Raw genomic sequence first — 16,523 nt, forward strand, 5'->3', positions numbered from 1 at the left:
GTAAATGGAAGACCATACGAGGCGGGAGTAGTGATTATCATTACTCCCGCCTCTTTTTTATACCTACAAAAACATTTCCCACTTGAAAAGGAGCCAACCCTATGAGATTCAATATTCATTTTCTATCGTTTTATGTGCTGCAGACCGAAGGGAAAGAAGGACAAACCTATAAGCAATCGAAGCATTATCAAACCCTGGATGAGCAAGAATATGAAGAAAGTGAAGTGAAAAAGTTTATTCATGCGGAGTTTGCCCGGATCGCAAAGCGCAAAGTAGAAAAGAATCCGACAAATGAAGAAGCCCCTACCAAACTCGGTACCTTTGTCGTTGAGCCAGGCCATGAGCTGAGCACCAATCCGAATTACAATCTGCTGATGCGGCTGCGTACCGCGGATCAGAAGGAGGATTTCCAGCAGGAAGCGGATGAGCTGGTGCGCAGCTACTTGGAAACGGCAGCTGTTCGTGGCGGCGCCATGATTATTGCTCAAGCTGGCATGGATACACATTTTGATGATCCGTTTATTTTTGTCATCAAATGCGACTTTGAACAGCAGATCGCCCGCATTTCGGATGAGAAAAGCCTGATCAGTGAGGTGGAAATGGCGATCAGTTCCCGGAATATCAAATCGATTCAATATCCGCATATGCCGGAAGAAGGAATGATTGAAGAATGGGAACTCAAAGTCCACCAGTCGTCCCATGCTCGCTATTTTGAAGACTTCCTGAAGTTTGTGACCTATGAGCAATCGATTCCTGAAATGGTTACGGCGCGGGTTATGAATGATGTTCAAAACTACTTAGAAGAAAAATGGCCCGATGAAGATAGTGAAGAGCGGCAGCAGGAGGAGCATGATCTGGAGCTGTGGGCTGCCAGTAGTAAGCGAGATCTGCAGGAAAAATGGGATCCGCAGCAAGTGATGCATGCTGCAGAGCGGATTGTAGAGATCAAACCTGAAATCGAGATCCGCTTAAAGCTGGGAGATACCGTTATTAAAGGATTACTCGCCGATTTTGGTCATCGATTGCACATTACCAAGCTGGGAAATCAGTATGCGGTCGTCATCGAAGGGGATGCCTTTACGTTTGAAAAAGGATTTTTGCCGGTTGAGTTGCTGCAGCCGGACTCTTTTGAAAAGGTCTCCCAGCAGCTGATCGAAAAAGCAATGCAATTGTCCGATACCAACTGATTAGCAGTTATAACCAGCTGAGCTACATTCGCTATTTGTAGGCTATCGATAAAAGTAAAAATAAGGGGATTTGGCATGATGACAACCACAGAAAAAAACGCTACCTTTCATCTGCAGATGCCCAAATGGAATAAGCCCAAAAAAGATGCTTTTCCGTTGATGTATCGAGCAGAAGATGAATGGACGCCTTCCGATATTCGTAAGCGTTTAAATCGCCGGTTAGATAAACATATCGCCCGAACAGTAGGCTACCAGGTGGAGTGGCTGAGCGATCCTGGCTTCTATATCCTGATACGGCCGCATAGCATTCCCAGTGTCCCTCAAGGAGGCCTCTATACCGTACATGGGCCTGGACCACAAAAGCAGATCATAAATCCTTTTAGAAGCTGCATAGCCCTTACAGAAGAAGAAGCTTGGGATTGGGTACCTTGCTTTTCCACCAATAGGGAGCATTTGCATGCGCTACTGCTGCATATGAAGCATGATAGAGCTTATCGATTTGAAGATCGTATGGACCAGGAACTCTATCACTTTTTAAAAAAGGTTTGGTCCAAGATGTAAGACGAATCCAAAATTATATAGTAAAAACAAGTCCACTTTGGACCACCCCATCATGAGAAATAAGGTCGATGATCTGCATAGAATCTTCGACCTTATATCATTCATATACCGCGTCTTTTTAACTTCTTATTCGTTATAGAAAACCATATCCTCTGCTATTTTCTTTACATTATTCTAATAAATTTAAAAAATGAAACAAAATGAAACGTTTTGAACTTTCGATGAAACAAATCGTTGACTGTATCCTGATATCTTCATAGTATCGGTCGTGAATTCAAAGACATCGTTATTCGCCGTTTCGACCGACCATACAAGAGAAAGGAGCCGTAAAGCGCAGCGATAGTAATAGAATAAATACAAGTGTTTTGCCAAGTTTGATACGGATCAAAAAGATCCCCTAATGCTACATAGCATTTGCCGGACATGTCTAACCATGTCGCAGGCCCATACTACTACGCCGGTCCGGATCGGATCGGTGAAACGCAGCTGATCGGTTCAGCACCGTTTTACAGTGTCCATCCGGACGGACAGACCGGGAGAGAAAAATAGAATGACATGTAAACCAATGCGGAAATTAAGTCTTTTTAGCGGTATCGGCGGCCTCGATCTGGCTGCCAAATTAGCAGGAATGGAAACTGTCGCTTTTTGTGAGCGCGAAGCTTATCCATGCCGGGTTCTGATGAACCGATTCCCCGGCACCCCTATTTATGATGATGTGCGCACCTTAACGGTAGACAAACTCAAGGAGGATGGAATCATTGCCGAAAACCAACCGATCGACCTTATCTCTGCCGGATACCCCTGCCAGCCATTCAGCGCTGCCGGGAAGCGAAGAGGCGAGAAAGATGACCGTCACCTCTGGCCGGAAGTTGCTCGGCTCTTATACGAGATCCGGCCCACTTGGTTTATTGGTGAGAACGTTGCTGGACACGTCAGTTTGGGGCTCGACACTGTGTTATCTGATCTGGCGGCAATCGGCTACGAAGCAGAACCATTCATTGTTCCGGCTTGTGCCGTCGGTGCGACGAACCGCCGAGATCGCGTCTTTATTGTCGCCTATACCGATATCCCTGCAGAATGGTCACTCGACGCCGGAAAACCGCGCACCCCACTCCTTGGAGACGGAAAGCCAAAGCTTGAGCAGCTCTTTACCGAGCAGTTCGGCAACCACATTGGATGGTCCCGCGTTGTTGACGAGTACTGCAGTACCTCGGATGTGGGCTACGCCGCAGAGCCGGGATTACCGGACCGGGGACAAGCCGGGTTCCTCCCGGCAGCTGCGCAAGCAAACGCAGGGGTGGAGCAGCAATTTGAACGACCAGGTCAAAATGTGGCCGACGCCGCTGGCTTCCCAAGTCACAGCCAGAACCTCTATCCAGATCAACGAACGTGGACGCAGAGTGAGCCCGGGGGGACAAACGCGTGGACTGGACTTGCCAACGACAGTGCTGCTGCAGACGCCGAAATCCGAACATCTGCCGAAGGGGGCTTCACCACAGCTGAACCCGGAATGGGTCGAATTCTCGATGGGTTTTCCGCCTGGCTGGACAACTATCCATGGCCAGCAGGAATGGGATCAGCTCAGCACGACTGGGAACCTCCCCGTACAGCCGTAAATGTGCCAGACCGGGTAGCCCGGCTTAAAGCGCTGGGTAATGCCGTGAATCCGATTCAAGCGTTCCCCTTCTTTTATGTGATCCGGCAGATTCATGATTACATGCATCCGGATCGCCTAGCTGCTCGCAGCAGTCAGCAGCTGCTGATCCAGGAGGGGGCCTAATGAATACAGAACTTCAGCAGCATGTGGCATCGATACGCAGCGCTCCCCTGCAGGCGCTGAGCTTTATTCTTCTTCAAACCAAGTTTAAGTGGTGCAAGGTCGGGTGGGTGTCCTGGGCACTCCGCCAGACGCCCGCTGCGCAGCCGCTTCTCAAGCTACAGGCCGCTGCCTTACCCAAAGCAGAGCGTGAAGTGGATTACTGGCCTACCCCTATGGCCAGCGGTCATCAGATTGTCGCGCCGCGGCGTGGCAAAGGGCAAATAGTCACGCTATCGCAGCAGCTGGCTATTTATGAGCCCGATCATATTGGCGAAGTGATTAATCCCGCCTGGATCGAGTGCATGATGGGTTTTCCGGAAGGCTGGACGTCTTTAGATCCTCGCCTCTGTATTCAAGAATAAAAACGATAGCGAAGGGATCAAATGGAAAAGCGAGCGGTGGATCAGCGGTATAACTGCAGCAACGAAGAATGGGTATACAGAGGACTTACCTGGGTCAATTACATGTGGATGCATCACGTGGAATGGTTGACTGATGAGGAGTCCGAGGCCTACGAGGAAGATGAATTTAAAGAACTGCTGGGTCGATCCACAAGGATAACAATTTCTGAAGAGTAGCAAGCTACATTTATGTGCGAAGAAGTAGGACGCCTGAATCGTCCTACTTTTTTACTTAATACAGGAGGTGTATGGAGTGAGCAAGTATAGCTTCTAATACCGATGAGGAGGGGATGAAAGGTGAATAAATGGTGGTTCTTTGCCTATGTAGCACCGAGTCTTATCAATCTATACGCTATCACTAAAAATATAGTTGAAGTAATAGTATGGAAATCTCAAAAAGCAGCGATTTTGGAGAGTTCCGCCTTAAATGTCTATGAAAAAGTACAGATTTCAAATGTATCCATCATTCACTACCTGTATATCCTTGTCGGATATGCTGGTTTGCATTTTGCTGCGGCTTGGCTGTATGAAAACCGTCATTGTTTGGCGTTTAAGCGTTGCGAAGGATTATTGATAGGTTGGAGTATGGCTATACTACCACTTCTATATTTTATGCTTGATCGCCTTGGCATCAATTTTGTTCATTTCATCGAAGATCCTGAGTCTACACTTCTTTTGTTCATCGCCAGCCTTATGGGATTTGTTATAGCCGGTCATACTTTATTGGCATTTGTAAGGCAGAAGGACAAAGAGAGACAGATCAAAATATAAATCTACCAAACAAGAAAAAGAGAGGCTGCGGCAGATGATGCATTATTTGATGCTATCAGTATGCGGCTTTACCAGTAAGGAATGAGGTATATAAATGAAAATCATTCATGTATTTGAAAAAATCCCTACTATCCTGGGACCCAGCATTATGTTGCTGGGCCCATCTTCATTGGACGAAAAGGTCACGGCTTGGCGGCAAGAAGCGATTCAGCATCTGCAAGCTACAGGGTTTGATGGCACGATTCTGATCCCAGAGCCACGTAGTCGTGGATCGCATGTGGATTACCCACTGCACTTGGAATGGGTGCTGCAGGCTTGCCAGCAGGCGGATGTTCTACTCTTTTGGATTCCACGTCATTTGGTCCATATGCCCGCTCTAAAAACAAACGTGGAAGTGGGTATGTTCATCCGTTCCAACAAGTTTATGCTAGGAGCTCCGCCGGATGCGCAGAAGATGCATTATATCCGGACGCTGGCGGCCCATTATGGGCACTGCTGCTACGAGACCTTACCCGAACTCCTTCAGGCCGCACAGGTCCGCCTACAGGCACTCTGGCAGCAGAGCAGCGTGCGAGGAATCCGCCAGCTGCGCCATGATGATGTTCCGCAGCTGGCCGCACTCTACGGCCAGCAGGAGGAAGGGCAGGTCTCTGCAGCGGATCTGGAGCAGGCGAGCCGGATGCTGCTTCAAAGCGAAGAGAAAGGAGATAGACTGATCGGTTACTTTCGGCAAGGGGAGCTGATCGGCTGTTTATCGATGCATTTCATGATGCAAGCCTTACCTGGTCAACCAGCTGAACGAAAAGCATACCTGAGCAGTGTCATCGTAGGGGGCGACTACCAGTTTCAGGGCATTGGCACCGAGCTGGTACAACATGCGCTGCAGCTGGCTGAACAGGCCGGAGCAACCGGTGTACAGGTCCAGGCAGTAGCTGGTAATCACGCGGTGCAGCGAATGCTGGATAAGAATGGATTCTTGATGGAGGATTTGAATTTTCATTTCCGTTTTGCTAAAGCAACCTGGCCGGCAAATAAGCCGGAAGTACAGCTGGTATGAGCAACCCTGACTTCCAAGTGAACTCCTATTTGAAACGAAGTTTCTCGCCTGTGAAGATGGGGAAGTCAGTCCGTACCGAGCCGATCGATTCCAAATGAAAAACTAAAAAATCTCGTCTGGTCCGGATCTATTAGGTAAGGAGGAAGAAGAGTGAGGGGATGGTGGACGCGCAAGTCGGTGTTGGAGCTGCTTGTTCAATCGATTCAGAAACGGCTGCAGCTGATGCAGCACCAGCTGCAGCGCTACCCGGTCAATGATGAACTGCTACACTACATGCTAGACGAGCTACGACAAATGCGGCAAGAGCTGAACGAGTGGGGCGCACAACCATGCTCCCGGCTTCTCCTGCCATCGATTCACCGGTTACAGATACAGATAACCCCCATAGAGCAAGAGCTGTATGAGCGGCTTTCTGAGAGCCGCACACATGGCTACATAATCGGTAGATATTCTAAACAAGAAGATGTTTCTCATTCGGCGCAGCAGCCTGGCTCTGTGCCGGTAGCCGGAAGCATGTAATATGATGATCGCACCCAGGGCATCTGGCTTTGGCTGTGAGGATAAAGAGAAGGGGAATACGATGAATATTGTGGGCATCCTGGAACGATGCGGGGTTGGTGGGATTAAGCTGGGCCAGTTTGCCAGTACTCGGTATGATCTGCTGCCAGCCGGATGGATTGAGCAGTTGTCTCGGCTGCGGGAACAAAACCGGCCGGTTCATCTGCAGTTGGATGAGAGCCCTTTTCTGTACCTAGATCCGGTACCGATCGCGACGGCTTCTATCGGGCAAGTTTACCGGGGTGTACTGCAGACCGGGGAAGAGGTAGCGATCAAAGTACAAAAGCCGGGCGCGGAGCGGCAGATCCGCCAGACCATCCGGCTGCTTAAAATGATTTTTGCTCTGCCGGCGCTCTGGCATCCACGCAGCCGGGACATGCTGTGGTTGGTTGGTGAGTTTGAGCGTACATTGCGGGATGAAACCAATTACCTGGTCGAAGCCAGTAACATGGATCGCATGCGGGCGACTGCATCGATCCGTATTCCTAAAGTGTTCTGGGAACACACCACTAAGCGGCAGCTGGTGACCGAGTTTATCCATGGCGAAACCCTCGGTACCCAGCATGCCGAAAAAGCAAAAGAACTTGTTCATACCCTGATGGAGCAAATGCTGCTGCAGGGTCTTTTCCATGCGGATCTGCATCCCGGGAACCTCAAGGTCCAGCCAGACGGCCAGCTGGTGATGCTGGACTTTGGTATGGTCGGACGTCTTTCGGGACGCCTGCGGGAAAGTCTGATCCTGCTGGCTTACGGCTTTTTGATCGACCAGGAGCAGCTGGTGATGGAATCGATGCTGCAGCTATGCACCTATAGCAAACCGCCTAACCCAGACGCTCTGCTGCAGGAAGTGCGCCGCTTTATGGATCTTTATATCTCCACGCCGCTGAACCGGGTGGACTTCCGGAGCGCCTTGTTTGAGCTCCTGGGCATGCTGCGCAGCTACGGCATCTTTATAAAGCCGGAAATGGTGTATGTGGTGAAAGCCCTGGTAACGACCGAAGGAGTCGCTGTCGGGCTCGACGGCAGCATTAATATCAAAGGGATGATGGCGCCGCTGCAGGAAAAGATGCTGCAGACGGGCATCGATCTTTTGGCAGCTCGTCTGCAGATCGATGCACTGACCGCCCTGCGAAACATCGATTTCAAGGAGGTGATTCCGCAAAAACGATAAATGTTCAGCTGGATCTGCAATCGATTCATACCGGTAAGCCAATAAAGAAAGGGTGAAGAGTGTTGTATTCAATATGGATGAAGATACTTCAGAGGATCATTTCAATAGGTACCGATGTCGCGGTGATATGGATAGCGTGGGTAGGATTTGTTTTATGTTGGGAAAGAGAAGGTCTGCAGGCAACCTTATCTCATACGCTCAGCATCGCTTTACTATTTGGAGGAGGAACCGGCTTAATAGCTGCTTTTTTCTGTGTGTGGAATGATAAAGGATACCGGAAAGCGGTTCGTCAGGGCATTAGTTCTACCATTGTCATGCCTTTTGTTCTTTTTGGCCTCCTGGCTGATCCGTATGTATTGATAGGGGTCGTCGTCACTTCTTTTATCGTGGTTCAGCTTATTCGTTGGAGGGATCGGCAGCTGAGACGAAAGGATCTATCCATGGTTGCGAAGCTGCGCCGGGATCAAAAAATGAAAGCCATGCGAGACTCCCTATTCATGATGTAGTAAGGCATAAAAAAAGAAAATTTTATTTTAATCACTGTCTGAAGAGGGTATAATAGGGTTAGGGCGAAGGGTAATTCAATTGCCCTTCAGATGAATCTACTTACGGGTCTTCGAGCGCTTCCGACGCTTGGAGACCTTTTTCTTTGATATTTTTTAAAAAGACAGGTTGTAAATACTCCTCCTTTTTTACCTTTACTAATGAGTGCGTATCTGGCCAGAACGCCCATACCAAAGGAGGAATATAAAATGGCAGAATATGATGAGTACACTAAAGTGGTTCGACTGAGCCGAGTAGAAATTGGACAAATGTATGATCGTGCGAATATTATCCGGGACGCTTACGAATTCAATCGGGGTAAAGACTTTATGGTTAGTAAACTGGTACCTTGGGGGAAAGCAGTAGGAACGGGCTCGACGCTCGCTACGATTTTCAAGGCGCCGATCCCGTATCAGATGAAATTTATCTTGGGTATCGTTTCCCTGGCAGTTACCTTCATTAGTGGCACGAATTACTATTTGAATATGCTCAAAACAGGTGAGCATGAGCTGCTACAAGTGAAGAAGTGGGCAGAGAGTAACAAAAGCAAATACAAATATTTTGAGTTTGAAATTGCGATTATGGAATACATGACGACAACCGCTGAAGGTCGCGTGCCTGTGGTGTATGTACAAGGATCTGGTGGCGTCACACGTGCTCAAAAACATGATGGAACCTGGGTGAATGTCTAATTAAGATTATCCATTCTGCAGTAGCCCTATTTACTGTAAATAGTATCAGAAAGAAAAAGGTCCGCGCATCGATGCGCGGATCTTTTTTTGTTTTACCCAGCTTTTGTTTTCTTGGCAGCTGGTTTCTGAGGCTGTTTGGTTCTCAGAATGAGATCGATCAGCTGATCGCGGTTGATGAGGCGCACTCTGGTCGATTTGGCCAGTTCATAAGCAGCCGGTGTGAAATCGCTATTGGTGACTACCCAGGCGCCGCCAGTCGCTTTGTAATGCGCAGCCGCCGCATAAACCTGCTGAACAGCTTCTATAGGTACATTATTTTTATACCTCTTGGCCTGGACCACAATGGTATGGTCATTTTTCTTCAGAACTACATCCGCTCCAAAATCGCCCGATGCCTGGGTAACTTTACTATCATATCCGAGAGCGCGGAACAAAACCCCCAAATACTCCTCAAACCTATAGTGAAAAAAGGCAGCTACGCATAGAGCGTAACTGCCTTTTTAGATTCCGCAGTTACCCTGAAATTTAAGGGATTACCGGATAGCTGCGGGAGTGTCTGATTCTTCTGGCGATGGTGTTCCCAGTGATCAGGAGCAGCTGATGGTGGAATCGATGCTGCAACTCATTTCATCTTGATACTTAACAAGCATAATTAAATCGCTTCTGAGGCGTGTAGGTTACTCGCCTTCGGTTTTTTGGACAGAACTGCTATAGAACAAAGTCCGTCTTCAAGAAGGCGAATATCAAACATCTGTAAGATCTCATCATTTAAATTGTCTCTAATTCTACTATAGGTAGATTCTTCGTGATAATAGTACCTGGTTTTTTTAGAGTTAATCAGTTCAGAAAGTACATTTTTAAAAATATTAAACTTATATGCATCAATCACTATAATTCCATTGTCAGATAGTACACTATAATACTCGGTTAGCAATGCGGTTAAATCATCAATATTTTGCGCTTGATACCAAATAACACCTTTAATATCCCATATAACATCTATTTTTTTAATGTCATATTGTTTTGTGTAAGCTGAAATATGAAAAGCGTCATTAGATTGATTTAAATAGATAAAGTTGCCCTCACTGGTTTCATGGTTGCTTAGGAGACTAAAGTCTGTAGCATAAAATGTAGTATTTGGATATTTCTTTGATAAGTTTTTTTCATATTTTCCTTTGTTACCAGATGGACTCAATACCACTTCTTTTTCAATTAAATGTATACCACTTAATTTTAATAATGCGTCTACTCTTTCGGTCCATTTGATTTTTTTATTAAACTCATAATTTAAATCGTACCATGTGCGTTTTGAACCTATCTCTGGGTGATAAGGATCCTTTTCATTTTTTTTAAGATAGGTTTCTGTTTTTACATATGTTGTTACCAATATGATGAATATAAATGCAGCTGGTAAATATAATACAAGCGATTTTCTGGTATAACCTAATTCATGGGTTATCAATAAAATAAGAGCAACGAAGCAAAGTATCTTGGCTGCATTTGAAAAATGAGAAAATTCATGCAGTCTAACGATACGCCATAAGTGTTTTCCTTCTTGTTCATCCATAAAATATTACTCCTTTATTTTAGAAAAATAGTATTTTGTCTTATCGTAAACTCTAGGGATATATGGACAGTGTGTGTACATTAGTGATCGTCGGGTAGGGGTAGATTTTATTTATTGGTAGCAGATTTTTTAGTCTGTTTGGTTCTCAGAATGAGTTCAATCAGCTGCTCACGGTTGATTAGACGTACTTTGGTTGACTTGGCCAACTGATAGGCCGCTGGTGTGTAATCACTGTTTGTCACCACCCAAGCGCCGCCAGTAGCTTTGTAATGCGCAGCCGCCGCATAAACCTGCTGAACAGCCTCCACGGATACATTGGTCTTATACCGCTTCGCCTGGACCACAATCATATGACCATTTTTCTTTAATACCACATCCGCTCCGAAATCGCCGGACGCCTGAGTAACTCTACTGTCATAACCGAGCTGCCGGAATAACAGGCCCAGATACTCCTCAAACTGCGTACCGGTCATTTTATCGATCTGTGCGATGCCGGACATGCGCAGCCTATTTTGCTGAGCCGTTTTCCGCATCACCAGCATGACAATTGCTATCGCAATACCTAAGGCAGCGACAATACCGCTGATGGTTGCATCCTCCGTTAACCAATAGGCGCCTATACCGGCACCGATGCCGGATAAACCTAAGACTCCCTCTACAAACTCCTCTTCTTGCTTCTTTTTACTTTTACGTGCCAAAGGGCTCACCTCATTATGTATAATCCATCTGAAAATAGCCTGCGAGATAGTATATCGGCAGGAAGCTATAAAAAGATAAAAGCACGGCTCTGAACGGGTATCAGAGTCGTGCTTTTATCGGTATCTTTTCATGGGCTGGGACAAAGTGATGCCCTGACTCCAACCATTAGAGCAGAGTACACCTTGTCTATATAGCTTACCATATTCATCGATCCCGAACGGCTATGATCATAGAGATCATCCAAAAAAGAATAGCGACTAACCAGGCAGCATGCTATTCTACCGATAACCGATGATCGAGGAGGTAACTCATGATTTATTTTGTCTTACGTTATAAAAGCCAGGAACTGCAGGGAGGACTACCTGCGTACCTTTTACTGCAGGAATGGTCAGCTACCGGCGAGGCTATGGCTATTCACGAGCTACCGGCAGAGGAGCAGCTGTCTGCGCTGGAGCGATATTTGTCTGATCCCCTATACCAAATGATTCGTATCGATGAAAAAGACGAGTGGGCTTGGGAGCGGTATGTACGTGTCCTTCCGGATGGTTTCGGGGAAGAAACGACGCTAATGATTAACCAGTGGGCAGAGAAGAGGATTGAAGTCATCGACCGGCAGGCTGAGCAGGAAACGCTGGAGATCCGCACTGCTTTAGAAGCAGATCCCTTGCCGGCGTATTCGGTGATTCAAGCTCTACGCAACCATGGCGAGCAGATTAACCAGGAAGCTGCCGTGCAGACGGGTATACTACGCCAGTGGCAGCAGGAGCTGAAGGATTGGTATGAGCAGAACGTCCGGATCAAAGAAGAAACCTGGATCGATATACTTTCTAAAATCACTTATAAATATGCCTACATACGCCCTACCGGCATTCTGCATGTGCTTGATGCATCACGTAACCCTGATGGACCTGATTGGGCAGCGAAGATTTCGACCGGAGACTCGGCCAGTGCGCTGATCCGGCAGCTTCTTCGTGCAGATCTGGAGCAACAGGGTATTAGTAAGGGCGAAGAAAATCACCATATCCAGCTATTTCTGTATGCTGAAAATAGCTCACCGGTATGGTGGTGGAAAGAACACCCAGAAGAGGCGCTGCCCGAGCAGCTATATATCCGCTATGCCAGACCAGTACTGCAGCCGTAACCTGTTTATGAATTCAACGATCCCACAGCTGCTGGTCCTGCCAGCGGCTTTTTTAATGCATCATATGACTGTAGTCGTCCGACTGGCTGTTCCCGTCTTAACAAAGCGGAGCTGGCGCGTCAAGGGCTTCGCAAGTAAGGGGCTGTAAGTCGGCAAAGCCGCCAACATCCCCTAACCCTTGACATCCCAGACCGGGGAGCGGCTGCCACTCCGCTGCGCGGGCGACACCCACACCCCGGCAACTCCGCTTTGTTGCGCCTACCACAGCCAGTCGGACGACAGGCACAATCGAGCGAGGAGCGAATACATATGACCAAAATAAGCATCGTACGCGTACAACTGATCACAACAGGAACGGTGGATATCGGCAAGCGGGCAGTACGGCAGCCGTCAGAAGCGGTACGTATAATCCGGACTGTTTTACTGAAAGAATACCAAGGCGGTATGCCTGACCGGGAGGTAATGGGCGTTTTATTCTTGGATACCAAAAATCAGGTGAATGGGGTAGAAATCGCTTCGATTGGAACCCTGAACAGCGCGCCTGTGCATCCCCGGGAGCTGTTCAAAGCAGCTATCCTACACAATGCGGCAGCGGTGCTGATGTTCCACAACCATCCGAGCGGCAACCCAGAGCCGTCTGAGCCGGATATTAAGGTCACTCAGCTGATGGCAGAAGCCGGCAAGACGCTGGGCATTGAGCTTTTGGATCATCTGATTATTGGGGAAGGAGAGAGGTATACGAGCCTCAAAGAGCAGGGGTACTTTTAACCCTGCTTTCCGGCGGCACACGCCGAGCCGGACGTTGCCCGGCTCAACGCCTGCCAGAAGACCGCGGACGGCACCTCGCGCCGTCCACAGCCTTCCAGCAGGCTGCTGGTGTGCCAATAAAAAACACCGCCAGCTGATTAGCTGCGGTGTTTTTTATTGAAATTTAGTTTGTGTAGTACGTATTTCCACCTGTAGCTACAGGGAAAGTGGAGTTGTTTACTGCATGAATTGTATAATAACCACCTGTTACAGTATAAGTTTGAGAGGTGTAAGCAGCCTTACCAGTTGCTCCACCCCGATTTCCCGGAACGTCAAAGTGAAAATCATTAGAGGATAACGTATCTTCTTTGTGAATGTAATAGGTTACATTAGGCGACTTTGTTGAATCATAATTACCAGCTGCATTTTTTGCATATTGATCAACAGCTACTCTTATTGTGCCACCTGGAGGGATATAAGTTGGAGTCCCAGTTAATAAGGTTCTGCCTTGTCTGGAAGACAAGTTGTCATGCCAGCCCTCACCTAAAGCAGCAAAAGCAGATGCAGCCACGATCAGAGAAAGAGTGAACATCAAGACGGAAATCGGCAAAAAGCGTTTGATATTTTTCATAGTAATCTCCTTTAATATGTATTTAGCGACTATTCATCACTAACGCGATGTTACCATTTAAAGGAATAAATATCAATAATTTAGTATTGATCTAAATGGTGGATTTTAGGTATTTGGTCATTAAACGTAAAAATCCTACTACTCACTAAATGTAAGGGTAGGGATTTCACCTAATGCGGAATATTTATGTTTTCTGTAGAACTTCTTGTCTGGAATTCAAGCTCTCTGTTGTATAAAGACCAGCTGCTTGTAACGCTTCATTCCACCCACCGAATCGATTCCGGATCACAGTCACAGAAGGTCGTTGATATAGTTGGCTAAACTTAGGGGTGGTAAGAGTCCCATCCACTTGTTCAGCAGCTGTACGAAGAGTCTTCAGCAGCAGCTCTGTTGTATACGGCGATTTGGAGAGCTTCTGGATCGATGGAGGCTCATTTAATCCGGCCGCTTGCAGCGCGGCTTTCCAAGAACTAAACCGGTTACAAATTGTAGAAGAAGATGCGTACTGCCCCGTAGTTTGTTTCCGGACAAAACGTCTGTACTCTGATAGTGTCAGACTGGTACGTTCAGATCCGGCTGCTGCCTGTAAAGCTAAAATAATCATCTCACGACTGAAGTATCTAATTTGTTGCAAGGCGTGGGAGGTTACAGTCTGCCGGATCATGCTGCAAGGAGGACAGTAACCCTGTTCACTATCTTGCCGGGTATATCGCTTCCCGCAGCGCGTACAGCGTGGTAGTGTCCGGTGACCAGTATGTAAACCTGCTTTCTCAATGGCTATGCTCCACTTACCCCAGCGCTTTCCTATTGTACTGGCGCTTAATAAGTCTGGGGCGTATTTGCTTCGGTATGATTTATATTGTCTGCAGGAGAGAGAGTTCGTTTGAAAGTGAGCTGCAGCTTTTTGAAGGCATTCAATAATTTGACGTTCTTTTGTATTCATAAATAGATCTCCAATCTATCGAAAAATAAAATTAGCTATGAATTTTGAATAATAAATTGGTGATATTAACTAAAATTACATAAAGATATAATAATAAGTATAGTATTGATAGTACTAATCGTAAGCTAACAAATAAATAAGTAATCATACATTGAAGGAGGCACAGTAATGCTTCAAATTATAACAGGGAAATTTTTCGATACAGTTGACCATTATGAAACCCCACGAAAAGCTATTTTATATTCAAATTTTTATTATGATGAGCCTATTCAGACTATTGTTGGTACCTTGGAAAGAGTACGGGGAACCGAAGGTGCCTATGAAAATTATCCAGTCATAAATACCTACCTCTTCACCTATACTAACCGAATGCCAAAAGTAGTTAATAATAAACCCGGTTTACTTATAGCTACAGGAGATGATGAAATTGTTGAAGAATTTTCTTATCTATGTAGCCATGGATTAAGTGCTATATTTTCAAGAGATAAAGAGGTTATAGCAAAGTATTGTATACAAGGAAGTGAGGATATTTCAAGAAAAGAATATCCAGTTAGCACATACTTTAAAAATCATATTAAAGGAAATATTCAAGTTGTAGAAGATTTTATTGCCTATGTAGAGCAATTTATTGGACAACCAAACGCCACCTATAAACATACCATGGAATGTTATAAAAATATGTATCATTCGCTTTTGAACTTAAATGTAAATTTAGACTTAGCTTTTTCTCAATTAGTTTACTGCTTAGAGTCATTATCCCAAAATTATGATGGATTTATACCAGAATGGACTGATTATCCCGATCAGGCTCGAAACAAATTAGAAAAATGCTTTAACAAATTAGGCAATGTAGAAGTGGAAGAGGAAATAAAAACCATTTTAATAGAGGAATCCCATTTAAAAAGCCAGCAACGTTTTATAAAATTTGTTTTAACTTTTGTTGATAAACACTTTTTTCGTTTGGAAGCAGAACAAATCAAGTTGCCTGTTAAAAGAATGGAATTAGAAGTGAGTTTAAAAAATACGTATGACAGACGATCCAAATATGTACATGCTCTACAGTCATTAAAAGGAGAATTGCATCTACATGATAATAATAGAGAGGTATTTACTTTCGAAAATAGTCCATATTTAACCTATTCCGGGCTAATGAGATTGACCAGGCACGTTATTAGAAATTTTGTCTACAGTAGAGAATTTTTAGAAACAGAAAGTGTAGATTGGCGTAAGGATCTACCTAATTTAAGAACAATATATTTTAATTCTGAATTATGGTTTTATTCTACAGAAAACTTCTCAAATGATCAGATTATTCAAAAAATGATAGGTTTTCTGAACATAATAGATTCTTGTTTACAGTTACGCATTGGGATGTCTGGAGATCCAATCCCTTTGCTGAAATTGTATGAAAGCAAATTGAGAAGTGTTAAAGATCAAGATAAATTAAACATGCTTGTAGTCTATAAAATATGCCCTATAGTTTTAGGTCTAAATACTGAAAATAATAAATATGACAAAGAAGCTGCAAAGTATAATCATTTATTTGATAAATGCTCTATTCAAGGATTAGTTATTTCAGTATTTAAAAAGGAAACTTTTAGATGGAAAGCGGTAGATGCAGAAAAAGTATTTAGGAATTATAAAAAGAGTAGCTTTAAGCGAACAGATAAATCTCCCTTCTCTATTATTAAACTGCCCTTTTTAATAGAAATGGGAGTATTTATCCAGATAGCCAATGAATACCTAGAATTAAAAAATACTCAAAAATATAAAGAAATGCTGGAAGAGGCTATTGATGAATTTTCTGGCGATCCTCATAAGCAAGGCCTCCTACTTCAATGTATAAATAATTTAGAGATTTTTGATTTAAATCTATTGTATTACAGTAATGAAAATGACATTACTGACTCTATAGAATATTTTATTTGAGTAAAATTAAATTATTTTTTTTATCTATCATAGTATCTGAAAATTTTTAAAAAGTTATGTAAAGCTGAGATAATCTATCGATTAAGATCACCTGATCACAGTTTTT

19 protein-coding genes and 2 pseudogenes are annotated in these 16,523 nt (G+C 45.0%); 16 read left to right on the top strand and 5 right to left on the bottom strand.

Going from position 1 to position 16,523, the window contains the following annotated elements; all coding sequences use genetic code 11:
- Positions 1–101: 101 nt before the first annotated feature.
- The 13 genes and pseudogenes from AR543_RS23675 (at position 102) to AR543_RS23725 (ending at position 8,760) form a co-directional block, all read left to right on the top strand.
- Positions 102–1,187 carry a DUF3900 domain-containing protein gene (locus AR543_RS23675; RefSeq protein WP_087071450.1) on the top strand — a complete coding sequence of 362 codons (1,086 nt, stop codon included), beginning with the start codon at positions 102–104 and terminating at the stop codon, positions 1,185–1,187.
- A 75-nt stretch (positions 1,188–1,262) separates the two neighbouring features.
- Positions 1,263–1,748 (top strand): hypothetical protein, encoded by a 486-nt coding sequence (locus AR543_RS23680; protein ID WP_087071451.1) that lies wholly within the window; start codon positions 1,263–1,265, stop codon positions 1,746–1,748.
- A 423-nt stretch (positions 1,749–2,171) separates the two neighbouring features.
- A complete protein-coding gene (locus AR543_RS24910) occupies positions 2,172–2,297 on the top strand; it encodes a hypothetical protein (RefSeq protein ID WP_257790514.1) in 126 nt (41 codons plus the stop codon).
- A 16-nt stretch (positions 2,298–2,313) separates the two neighbouring features.
- A pseudogene (locus tag AR543_RS24785) lies at positions 2,314–2,799 on the top strand (DNA cytosine methyltransferase); the annotation flags it as partial.
- A 139-nt stretch (positions 2,800–2,938) separates the two neighbouring features.
- Positions 2,939–3,364: a hypothetical protein gene (locus tag AR543_RS24790; protein ID WP_227871922.1), complete on the top strand. Its 426-nt coding sequence runs from the start codon at positions 2,939–2,941 to the stop codon at positions 3,362–3,364.
- A gap of 2 nt (positions 3,365–3,366) precedes the next feature.
- Positions 3,367–3,528: a hypothetical protein gene (locus tag AR543_RS24795; RefSeq protein WP_227871923.1), complete on the top strand. Its 162-nt coding sequence runs from the start codon at positions 3,367–3,369 to the stop codon at positions 3,526–3,528.
- Positions 3,528–3,929 (top strand): hypothetical protein, encoded by a 402-nt coding sequence (locus tag AR543_RS23690; RefSeq protein ID WP_087071452.1) that lies wholly within the window; start codon positions 3,528–3,530, stop codon positions 3,927–3,929. Before AR543_RS24795 ends, AR543_RS23690 begins: the two co-directional genes overlap by 1 nt.
- A 336-nt stretch (positions 3,930–4,265) precedes the next feature.
- Positions 4,266–4,739 carry a hypothetical protein gene (locus AR543_RS23700; RefSeq protein ID WP_087071454.1) on the top strand — a complete coding sequence of 158 codons (474 nt, stop codon included), beginning with the start codon at positions 4,266–4,268 and terminating at the stop codon, positions 4,737–4,739.
- A gap of 94 nt (positions 4,740–4,833) precedes the next feature.
- The gene (locus AR543_RS23705) at positions 4,834–5,796 is read left to right on the top strand and encodes a GNAT family N-acetyltransferase (protein WP_087071455.1); all 963 of its coding nucleotides are present in this window, start codon (positions 4,834–4,836) and stop codon (positions 5,794–5,796) included.
- 150 nt (positions 5,797–5,946) lie between these two features.
- Entirely contained in the window at positions 5,947–6,315 is a 369-nt protein-coding gene (locus AR543_RS23710; protein WP_087071456.1) for a hypothetical protein, read from the top strand.
- A 61-nt stretch (positions 6,316–6,376) separates the two neighbouring features.
- Positions 6,377–7,525 (top strand): ABC1 kinase family protein, encoded by a 1,149-nt coding sequence (locus AR543_RS23715; protein WP_158524030.1) that lies wholly within the window; start codon positions 6,377–6,379, stop codon positions 7,523–7,525.
- Positions 7,526–7,779: 254 nt separating this feature from the next.
- Positions 7,780–8,031, top strand: coding sequence for a hypothetical protein (locus AR543_RS24415; RefSeq protein ID WP_158524031.1), 252 nt, complete (start codon positions 7,780–7,782; stop codon positions 8,029–8,031).
- A gap of 246 nt (positions 8,032–8,277) precedes the next feature.
- Complete coding sequence (locus AR543_RS23725; RefSeq protein ID WP_087071459.1) at positions 8,278–8,760, top strand: hypothetical protein; 483 nt, start codon at positions 8,278–8,280, stop codon at positions 8,758–8,760.
- 92 nt (positions 8,761–8,852) lie between these two features.
- Here the strand turns inward: AR543_RS23725 and AR543_RS23730 are convergent.
- The 3 genes and pseudogenes from AR543_RS23730 to AR543_RS23740 all read right to left on the bottom strand — a co-directional run.
- Positions 8,853–9,212: pseudogene (locus AR543_RS23730) on the bottom strand (restriction endonuclease); the annotation flags it as partial.
- A 200-nt stretch (positions 9,213–9,412) separates the two neighbouring features.
- Positions 9,413–10,327 carry a hypothetical protein gene (locus AR543_RS23735; protein ID WP_087071461.1) on the bottom strand — a complete coding sequence of 305 codons (915 nt, stop codon included), beginning with the start codon at positions 10,325–10,327 and terminating at the stop codon, positions 9,413–9,415.
- A 107-nt stretch (positions 10,328–10,434) separates the two neighbouring features.
- Positions 10,435–11,025 carry a restriction endonuclease gene (locus tag AR543_RS23740; RefSeq protein ID WP_227871919.1) on the bottom strand — a complete coding sequence of 197 codons (591 nt, stop codon included), beginning with the start codon at positions 11,023–11,025 and terminating at the stop codon, positions 10,435–10,437.
- A gap of 311 nt (positions 11,026–11,336) precedes the next feature.
- Here AR543_RS23740 and AR543_RS23745 point away from each other — a divergent pair, with 311 nt between their 5' ends.
- Together AR543_RS23745 and AR543_RS23750 are read left to right on the top strand one after the other, a co-directional pair.
- Positions 11,337–12,167 (top strand): hypothetical protein, encoded by an 831-nt coding sequence (locus AR543_RS23745; RefSeq protein WP_087071462.1) that lies wholly within the window; start codon positions 11,337–11,339, stop codon positions 12,165–12,167.
- A gap of 309 nt (positions 12,168–12,476) precedes the next feature.
- Complete coding sequence (locus AR543_RS23750; RefSeq protein WP_087071463.1) at positions 12,477–12,935, top strand: JAB domain-containing protein; 459 nt, start codon at positions 12,477–12,479, stop codon at positions 12,933–12,935.
- A gap of 163 nt (positions 12,936–13,098) precedes the next feature.
- Here AR543_RS23750 and AR543_RS23755 read toward each other — a convergent pair whose 3' ends face one another.
- A complete protein-coding gene (locus AR543_RS23755; protein ID WP_087071464.1) occupies positions 13,099–13,545 on the bottom strand; it encodes a hypothetical protein in 447 nt (148 codons plus the stop codon).
- A gap of 184 nt (positions 13,546–13,729) precedes the next feature.
- Positions 13,730–14,488, bottom strand: coding sequence for a homing endonuclease associated repeat-containing protein (locus tag AR543_RS23760; RefSeq protein ID WP_087071465.1), 759 nt, complete (start codon positions 14,486–14,488; stop codon positions 13,730–13,732).
- Positions 14,489–14,656: 168 nt separating this feature from the next.
- On the opposite strand from AR543_RS23760, the gene AR543_RS23765 reads away from it, so the two are divergent.
- Positions 14,657–16,417: a hypothetical protein gene (locus AR543_RS23765; protein ID WP_087071466.1), complete on the top strand. Its 1,761-nt coding sequence runs from the start codon at positions 14,657–14,659 to the stop codon at positions 16,415–16,417.
- Positions 16,418–16,523 lie beyond the last annotated feature (106 nt).

Source organism: Paenibacillus bovis (genome assembly GCF_001421015.2).
Classification (GTDB): Bacteria; Bacillota; Bacilli; order Paenibacillales; family Paenibacillaceae; genus Saccharibacillus; species Saccharibacillus bovis.